The 8,534-nt window shown below is 72.4% G+C and carries 9 protein-coding genes; 3 read left to right on the forward strand and 6 right to left on the reverse strand.

Features of this window, described 5'->3' with window-relative positions; genetic code table 11:
- The 3 genes from Q7T15_RS03960 to Q7T15_RS03970 form a co-directional block, all read right to left on the reverse strand.
- A partial coding sequence (locus Q7T15_RS03960) for a CAP domain-containing protein (protein ID WP_304693495.1) occupies positions 1–648 on the reverse strand: 648 nt, incomplete at its 3' end.
- Positions 649–680: 32 nt separating this feature from the next.
- The gene (locus Q7T15_RS03965) at positions 681–2,150 is read right to left on the reverse strand and encodes an SDR family oxidoreductase (RefSeq protein WP_304693497.1); all 1,470 of its coding nucleotides are present in this window, start codon (positions 2,148–2,150) and stop codon (positions 681–683) included.
- Between the two features lie 29 nt (positions 2,151–2,179).
- On the reverse strand, positions 2,180–2,827 hold the full coding sequence (locus tag Q7T15_RS03970) for a uridine kinase (protein ID WP_304693499.1): 648 nt from the start codon (positions 2,825–2,827) through the stop codon (positions 2,180–2,182).
- A 22-nt stretch (positions 2,828–2,849) separates the two neighbouring features.
- Between Q7T15_RS03970 and Q7T15_RS03975 the strand changes: the two genes are divergently transcribed.
- Positions 2,850–3,737, forward strand: a complete 888-nt coding sequence (locus tag Q7T15_RS03975) for an A/G-specific adenine glycosylase (protein ID WP_304693501.1) — start codon at positions 2,850–2,852, stop codon at positions 3,735–3,737.
- Here Q7T15_RS03975 and Q7T15_RS03980 read toward each other — a convergent pair.
- Positions 3,716–4,264 (reverse strand): transcriptional regulator, encoded by a 549-nt coding sequence (locus tag Q7T15_RS03980; protein WP_304693503.1) that lies wholly within the window; start codon positions 4,262–4,264, stop codon positions 3,716–3,718. The two genes, Q7T15_RS03975 and Q7T15_RS03980, sit on opposite strands and share 22 nt — an antisense overlap.
- Before the next feature lie 80 nt (positions 4,265–4,344).
- Here Q7T15_RS03980 and Q7T15_RS03985 point away from each other — a divergent pair, with 80 nt between their 5' ends.
- Positions 4,345–5,655: an MFS transporter gene (locus Q7T15_RS03985; RefSeq protein ID WP_304693505.1), complete on the forward strand. Its 1,311-nt coding sequence runs from the start codon at positions 4,345–4,347 to the stop codon at positions 5,653–5,655.
- Positions 5,656–5,780: 125 nt separating this feature from the next.
- On the forward strand, positions 5,781–5,954 hold the full coding sequence (locus Q7T15_RS03990; protein ID WP_304693507.1) for a hypothetical protein: 174 nt from the start codon (positions 5,781–5,783) through the stop codon (positions 5,952–5,954).
- A gap of 6 nt (positions 5,955–5,960) precedes the next feature.
- Here Q7T15_RS03990 and rbfA read toward each other — a convergent pair whose 3' ends face one another.
- Together rbfA and infB are read right to left on the reverse strand one after the other, a co-directional pair.
- Positions 5,961–6,443 carry a 30S ribosome-binding factor RbfA gene (rbfA, locus tag Q7T15_RS03995; RefSeq protein WP_304693509.1) on the reverse strand — a complete coding sequence of 161 codons (483 nt, stop codon included), beginning with the start codon at positions 6,441–6,443 and terminating at the stop codon, positions 5,961–5,963.
- An 81-nt stretch (positions 6,444–6,524) separates the two neighbouring features.
- Positions 6,525–8,534, reverse strand: a 2,010-nt coding sequence (gene infB, locus Q7T15_RS04000) for a translation initiation factor IF-2 (protein ID WP_304693511.1), incomplete at its 5' end; no start/stop codon positions are given.

The following is an 8,534-nucleotide window of genomic DNA, read 5'->3' on the forward strand; positions in this document are numbered from 1 at the left end:
CGACGGCAGGAGGGTGGGCGCCCGCGAGGGCTCGGGGTCGATGACGCTCGGCTGCGGGTCGGGCGATGCCGCGGCCGCGGGCGCGGGCTGCGCGGGCGCCGGCGCGGGCTGCGCCGGAGCAGGGGCCGGGGCGGGCTGAGCAGGGGCCGGTGCGGGCGCCGAGTACGGCGGCAGCGACGCGCCGTACCGCGCGAACACCTGGACGCCCCACGTCGAGCCGCCCGCGGAGAGGAAGGCGATGCCGACGTCGGTGAAGTCGCCGAGCATGTTGGCGCGATGGCCGGAGGAGTTCCACCAGCCCTCGTGCATGGCCGACCCGCTCGGGTAGCCGCGCGCGACGTTCTCGCCGATGAAACTCCATCCGCCGGGGATCTGACTGCTCAGCGACTGGTTGTGCGACAGCGTGCCCGACGCCGCCATCGCCTTCGCCCACTCGAGTGCGACGGCGTCGAGCGCGGCCATCCGCTCGAGCGAGGAGCGGCCCTCGCCGTTGCGCGCCTGGTTCAGCAGCGAGAAGATCACCCCGCTCTCGTCGGCGCGGGCGGCCTGCGGCGCCGAGATCAGCGAGCCGAGCAGCCCGACCAGGAGGGCGAGGGCGACGAGGACGACGGGGCGCGTGCGCGGAGCATCCGCCCCCGTAATCGTCACCTGTCGCACGGCGAGCCCCCCTCGCGATCGCGTCAGCGACGAACCGGGCGGCCCGAGACGGCGGTCTTCGCCATCGAGGATGCCATGCCCGCGAAGATCACGTCGTGGAACGGCGCGATCGCGAACCAGTACAGGCGCCCGCCGAGGCCCGACGGGAAGAAGATCGCCCGCTGGCGGAGCGTCGAGCCACCGCCCGAGCGGGGCAGGATCGTGAATTCGAGCCACGCGCGCCCCGGCACCTTCATCTCGGCGCGGAGGCGCAGGAAGCGGCCCCGGTCGATCTGCTCGACGCGCCAGAAGTCGAGCGCGTCACCCGGCGCGAGGCGGTGCGGGTCGCGGCGCCCGCGGCGCAGGCCCACTCCTCCGACGAGCTTGTCGAGCCAGCCGCGGGCGGCCCACGCGACCGGCAGCGAGTACCAGCCGTTGTCGCCGCCGATGCCCTCGACGACCTCCCACAGCGCCTCGGGCGGCGCCGGCGTGTCGAGCTCGCGGAGGTCGGTGTAGACGGTGTGGCCGCTCCAGTCGGGGTCGCTCGGCAGCAGGTCGCTCGGGGCGCCCTGGACGGCGGCATTGCGCCAGCTCGTCTCGACCTCGCCCTCGCGCATCTTCGCGAGCGCGTACCGCACCGCGAGCCGGTAGCCGGTGAGACCCCCGGGCGGCGGCGGGATGACGGCGTCGATGTCGTGCTCGCGCATGACGGCGTCGTACTGCAGGCTCGAGATGATCGGCACGGCGAGCGCGCGCGGGATGGGCGTGACGAGGTTGACCCACTGGCTCGCGAGGTACGGCGTGAGCACCGGGAGGCTCGCGATCGGCCGCTGCTTGAGGCCCGCCTCGACCGCGTAGCCGTTCATCATCTGGCCGTAGCGCAGCACGTCGGGCCCGCCGATGTCGAAGGCGCGGTTGACGCTCGTCGGGAGCGTCGCCGACTCGATCAGGTAGTGCAGCACGTCGCGCACGGCGATCGGCTGGATGAAGTTGCGCACCCACTTCGGCGCCGGCATGTACGGCAGCACCTCGGTCAGGTGGCGGATCATCTCGAAGCTCGCCGAGCCCGACCCGATGACGACGCCCGCCTGCAGCGCGATCGTCGGCACGCCGCTCGCGAGCAGGATGTTGCCGACCTCCTTGCGGCTGCGCAGGTGGCGCGAGAGGGGGCCGTCGGGGTGAAGGCCGCCGAGGTAGACGATGCGCGAGACGCCCGCCGCTTTCGCTTCGGTCGCGACGGTGCGCGCGATGCGCTTCTCGGTCTCCTCGAAGTCGCCCGAGCTCGCCATCGAGTGCACGAGGTAGTAGAGGACGTCGATGCCCTGCGCAGCCGCGCGCACGTCGCTCGCGCGCTGCAGGTCGCCCGTCGCGACCTCGACCTCGTCGCCCCACGGCACGTCTCGCAGCCGCTCGGGGTCGCGCACGAAGAGGCGGACGTCGTGGCCCGCCTCGAGCAGTCGGGGCACGAGACGCCCGCCGATATAGCCGGTCGCTCCGGTGACGAGTACGCGCATGCGCTCACGCTAGGCGGCGAGGCTGAACCTCAGCAGAAGTCGTCGAAGACCTGGCGCGGGTGCGCGGCATCGCTGTTGTCGATCACGATCGTCGCCGCTCGACGCGGGTTCGCCTCCTTCTGGTACAGGTACTGCCCCTCGCTGTACCTCGGCGCGAGGGTGCCCTCTCCGTCGCGCGCGATGAGCCGCGCATCGCGCACCTCGGGCGGCACGTCGAGCCAGATCGACCGGTTCCAGAGGCCGCGCAGCTCGGGCTGGTGCAGGAAGATGCCGTCGATCAGAAGAACGGCATCGGCGGGGATGCTCCGCTCGCGCACCTCGAGGGGAGCGTCGTGCTCGTGGTCGAACACGCCGAGCGCGACCGAGTCCGCCCCCGACCGGAAGGGCTCCACGAGCGCCGCCCGGAGCGCGGCGACGTCGATCGAGTCGCGGTAGTACCCCTCCGCCGAGTCGCGGCCCCGCGCGTACCGTTCGACCTTCGGCCGCAGGAAGTCGTCGACCGTCGCGCGCAGCACGTGCACGCCGCGGGCCCGGAGAACGCCCGCCCACGCGTCGGCGAAGGTCGTCTTGCCCGCGCCGTCGACGCCGTCGATCGCGACGAGCGCGCGACCGCGCGGGTGGGCGGCGAGCAGATCATCGGAGAGCTGCTCCAGCAGGGCATGGCGGGAGTCGTCCATCGCGCCAGCCTAGGCTTGCCCCGTGACGGCCGCCGAGTCCTCCCCCAGCGCGCGCGTCATCCCGTGGTTCCTCGCGACCGCCCGCCCGCTGCCGTGGCGCGCGCCGGGATTCTCGCCGTGGGGCGTGCTCGTGAGCGAGATCATGCTGCAGCAGACCCCGGTCACGCGCGTGATCCCGCGGCTCGAGCAGTGGCTCGCCCGCTGGCCGTCGCCCGACGCCCTCGCGAGCGACTCCCCCGCCGAGGCGGTGCGCGCGTGGGATCGCCTCGGCTACCCCCGCCGCGCCCTCAACCTGCACGCTGCGGCCGTCGCGATCAGCGAGCGCCACGGCGGCGAGGTCCCCTCCGACTTGGATGCCCTGCTCGCCCTCCCCGGCATCGGCGACTACACCGCGCGCGCGGTCGCGAGCTTCGCGTTCGGAGTCAGGGCGCCCGTCGTCGACGTCAACACGCGCCGCGTCATCGCTCGCGCCGTCCACGGTCGCGGGGCGGCGGGCCCGGCCCGCACCCGCGCGGATCTCGCCGACATGGAGGCCCTCCTCCCCGACGACGCGGCGGATGCCCGCCTCATGAACGCCGGACTCATGGAGCTCGGCCAGGTCGTGTGCGTCGCCCGCACGCCCCGCTGCGACGCGTGCCCCCTCGCCGCGCTGTGCGCCTGGCGCGCCGCCGGATACCCCGACTACGACGGCCCGCGCGCGCCGCGGCAGGCCCGCTTCGAGGGCAGCGACCGGCAGGTGCGCGGTCTCATCATGCGCGAGCTGCGCCACGCGGACGGCCCGGTGCCGGCCGAGATCATCGACGGCGTGTGGGCGGATGCCGTGCAGCGCGAGCGCGCGCTGGCCGGCCTGCTCGCCGACGGCCTCGCGACCGGCTCGCGCGAGTCGGGCTACGGGCTCCCCGGCTCCTGACGGCGCTCGGGCCGCGACGCCGGCTCCCGCCCCTCCTCCGGCAGCTCCTCCGGATGCCCGGCGATGAACAGGCTCGACAGCTCGCCGTCGTCGTCGGGCGAGCCGTGGAACTCGAGCACGAGGTCGACGAGCCGCCGCTGGAGCTCCTCCTGCCGCTCGGGGCGCAGCTTGAACCCCATGCGCACCATGAACAGCTCGTCGAGGTCGCGCCCCTCGATCTCCTCGAGGAACGTCCGGATGAGCAGATCGCCCCCGCCGTCGGTGGGCGAGTCCCACGACTTGCCGGTCGCGCGGTACGGGATCTCCACGCTGCCGCGCCGCCCGGGGCGCCCCTCCTCGGCGGCGAGGAAGCCCGAGTCGACGAGCGTGCGCACGTGGTGCAGGCTCGTGCCCGGGTTGAGCCCGAACTGGACGGCGATCTCGCGGTTCGAGTGGGACTCGTACAGGCAGTAGCGGAGGATGCGGAGCCGCAGCGGCGACGACAGGGCGCGCCTCGCGGCGCGCTCGCGGGCATCCTCGCTCGTCATGCCGACCACGGTAGCCGGTCGGCGGGCGCGCGGGAAGAAGTGATTGACACTTCTCAATCAGTAACGGCAGACTGACCGCCGTGAGCACCGACACCCCTGCGACCACTCCCGCTCCTCCCGCCGCGCGTGACGCGGGGCCGACGCTGTGGCGCCGCCCGAACTTCCTGCGCTTCTGGGGCGGCGAAGCGGGTGCGCAGCTCGGCAGCGAGCTCGGGTTCCTCGCGATGCCCGTGCTCGCGATCGTGCTCCTCGGCGCCGATGAGGTCGAGGTCGGCCTGCTCGGCGCGGCCGGCACCCTCGCGTTCCTCGTCGTGGGCCTCCCCGCCGGCGCGTGGATCGACCGCGCCCGCAAGCGCCCCATCATGATGCGCGCGAACGCCGTGCGCGTGCTCGCCTTCGCCGCCGTGCCCCTGCTGTGGTGGGCGGGCGTTCTCGAGGTCTGGCACCTCATCCTCTTCGCCGTCGTGGTCGGCGTCGCGACGGTGTTCTTCGACATCGCGTACCAGAGCTACATCCCCGTGCTCGTGCCGCGCGACCGCATCGCCGACGCGAACGGCAAGCTCGAGTCGACCGCCCAGCTCGCGGGCGTCGGCGGCCCCGCGCTCGGCGGCCTGCTGCTCACGATCGTGCAGGCGCCCGTGCTGCTCGTCGCGACCGCCGCGACCTACCTCGGCTCGTTCGTCATGCTCGCGACCGTGCGCGACGACGAGGTCGCCCGCGCCAAGGAGGACCGCCGGCCGCTGCGCATCGAGATCGCCGAGGGTCTGCGCTTCGTGTTCGGCAACAGGCTGCTGCGGGCGATCACGCTCTGCACCGCCTCGACCAACTTCTTCGCCACGATCGGGCTCACGATGCTGCCGCTGCTCGTGCTGCGCGACCTCGGCCTCGGCCCCGAGATCTTCGGCATCGCCACCGCGGTCGGCGCGATCGGCGGCATCGTCGGCGCGATCGTCGCCGCGCGGCTGAGCGCGATCGTCGGCGAGGGCACGATCATCCCCGTCGCCGCGCTCCTCGGCGTCGTCGGGCTCATCCCGATCGTCCTCATGCCGCTCCTGCCGGCCGCGGCGATCCCGCTGCTCATGCTCGGGCAGGCGCTCAGCGCGATCGCCGTGCTCGTCTACAACATCGCGCAGGTGAGCTTCCGGCAGCGCATCTGCCCGCTGCCGCTGCTCGGGCGCATGAACGCGTCGATCCGGTTCGTCGTGTGGGGCGTCATGCCGATCGCGGGAGTCCTCTCGGGCGTCCTCGCCGCGCAGCTCGGCATCGCGACGACGCTGCAGATCGCGCTCGTCGGCATGCTGCTCGGCTCGGGCTTCGTCGTCCTCTCGCCGCTCCTGCGCATGCGGCGCCTGCCGGACTCGGCCGACGAGCACGCGACGACCGCGGCCTGACCCGCGCCGGGCGCGTCGCGCAGGCGATCATCAGCGACAATGATCAGGATGCTCGTGAGCGGCTCGCCGCTCCCCCGACCACCCCGCCCTCGCGCTCGAGGGCCGCACCGCACGAGGAGTCCGCGATGACGCTGCCCGGCAACCCCCGCCCGTCCGAGTCGACGGAGAGGATCGGCAAGCTCGAGGGCGCGCTCCTGGGCGTGCTCGGCATCATGGGCGCGCTCATCGTCGGCGGCTCGCTCGTGGTGATGGTCACCTCGCTCGTGCTCGGCGGCAACGCGCTCGAGATCCCCGAGTAGGCCGGCTCAGCGCGCCGCGGGCTCCTCGTCGAGGTCGTCGTCCTCGTCGTCGTCCGCGTCCTCATCGAACTCGCGCGGCTTGACGTAGGGGTCGGGGTCGCCGGCGTACTCGGCGGCGGCCGCCTCGGCCTCGGTCCGGGCATCCCGCTCGCGCGCCTCGCGCAGCAGCGCCTCGATGGCGGCGGCGTTCTCGGGGACCCCGTCGAGGATGAACTCGAGCGACGGCGTGAGCCGGGTGTTCAGGTTGCGCCCGACCTCCGTGCGGAGCATCCCCGTCGCCGCCTTGAGGGCCGCGGCGGTGTCAGCGCGCTCCTCGTCGGTGCCGTAGACGGTGTAGAACACGCTCGCGTGCTGGAGGTCGCCCGTCACCTGCACGGCCGTGATGGTCGCGAAGCCCATGCGGGGGTCGCGGATGCCGCGCTCGAGCCGCTTGGCGATGACCTCGTGAATGCGATCGGCGACCTTGCGGACGCGGGGGCTCTCACCCATGACTTCTTCCCCTTGCTGGTGGTGCGGGTAGTGGGACGGGCCCCCGCCTCGTGAGGAGGCGGGGGCCCGTGGCCGGCGTCATCAGACGCGCGGCTTCTCCTTCATCTCGATCGTCTCGATCTCGTCGCCGATCTGGATGTCGTTGAACTTGCCCAGGCCGATACCGGCCTCGAAGTCCGTGCGGACCTCGGTGACGTCGTCCTTGAACCGTCGCAGCGACTCGATCGCGAGGTTGTCGCCGACCACGACGCCGTCACGGATGACGCGCGCCTTGGCGTTGCGCGTGATCGTGCCGGAGCGGACGATGACACCGGCGATGTTGCCGAACTTCGACGAGCGGAAGATCTCGCGGATCTCGGCGACGCCCGACTGGACTTCTTCGAACTCCGGCTTGAGCATGCCCTTGAGCGAGCTCTCGATCTCCTCCAGCGCGGCGTAGATCACCGAGTAGAAGCGGATGTCGACGCCCTCGCGCTGAGCGCGCTCGCGCGCCTTCGTGTCGGGGCGCACGTTGAAGCCCACGATGATCGCGTTGTCGATCGTCGCGAGGTTGACGTCGCTCTCGGTGACGGCACCCACACCGCGGTGGATGATGCGCAGCTGCACGCTGTCGTCCACCTCGATCTTCATGAGCGACTCCTCGAGCGCCTCGACGGCACCCGACACGTCACCCTTGATGATGAGGTTGAGCGACTCGACCTTGCCGTCCTCCAGGGCCTTCGTGAAGTCCTCGAGGCTGATGCGCTTGCGCGCCTTCGCGAGCGACGCGTTGCGCTCGGCGGCCTCGCGCTTCTCGGCGATCTGACGGGCCGTGCGGTCGTCGTCCGTGACGATGAAGGTGTCGCCGGCGCGCGGAACGCTCGACAGACCCTGCACCTGGACGGGACGCGACGGGTGGGCCTCCTCGACCTTCTCGCCGTTCTCGTCCGTCATCGCGCGCACGCGGCCGTAGGCCGTGCCGGCGACGATCGGGTCGCCGACGCGCAGCGTTCCCGCCTGGATGAGCACCGTGGCCACCGAGCCGCGACCCTTGTCGAGGCGAGCCTCGATCGCGACGCCGCGGGCGTCGCGGGCCGGGTTGGCGCGCAGGTCGAGCCCGGCGTCCGCCGTCAAGAGGACGGCGTCGAGGAGCTCGGTGATGCCCTTCTTCTGCAGCGCCGAGACGTCGACGAACATCGTGTCGCCGCCGTACTCCTCGGCGACGAGGCCGAACTCGGTGAGCTGCTGGCGGACCTTGGCGGGGTTGGCCCCGTCCTTATCGACCTTGTTGACCGCGACGACGATCGGCACGCCGGCGGCCTGGGCGTGGTTGAGCGCCTCGACCGTCTGCGGCATGATGCCGTCGTCGGCCGCGACCACGAGGATCGCGACGTCGGTCACCTGCGCACCACGGGCGCGCATGGCGGTGAACGCCTCGTGACCCGGGGTGTCGATGAAGGTGATCGCGCGCTCGATCTCCTCGTGCTCCGTCCAGACCTGGTACGCACCGATGTGCTGCGTGATGCCGCCGGCCTCGCCCGCGACGACGTTCGCCTCGCGGATCGCGTCGAGCAGCTTGGTCTTTCCGTGGTCGACGTGGCCCATGACGGTCACGACGGGCGGGCGGATGACGAGGTCCTCCTCGTCGTCGACCTCGTCGAGGTCGATGTCGAAGCCCTCGAGGAGCTCCTTGTCCTCGTCCTCGGGCGAGACGATCTCGATGCGCCAGCCGAGCTCGGCGCCGAGGACCTCGAAGGTCGCGCCGTCGAGCGACTCGGTCGCCGTCGCCATCTCACCGAGGTGGAACAGCACGGTCACGAGGTTGCCCGGAGGGCAGTTCATGCCGCTGATCGTCTCGAGCTTGTCGGCGAAGTCGGTGATCGAGGCGCCCTGGCGCAGGCGGACGACCGTCTTGCCGTCGCCGCGGGGAACGCTGACGCCGCCGACCGACGGGGCCTCCCGCATCTCGAACTCTTGCCGCTTCGTCCGCTTCGACTTGCGCGCCTTGCTCTTGCCGCCACCGCGGCCGAACGCGCCGGCCGTGCCGCCGCCGGGGCCGCGACCGCGACCGCCGCCACCGGGGCGAGGTCCGCTGAAACCGCCGCCCGGAGC

It is taken from the genome of Microcella sp., assembly GCF_030645145.1.
In the GTDB taxonomy this organism is placed as follows: Bacteria; Actinomycetota; Actinomycetes; order Actinomycetales; family Microbacteriaceae; genus Microcella.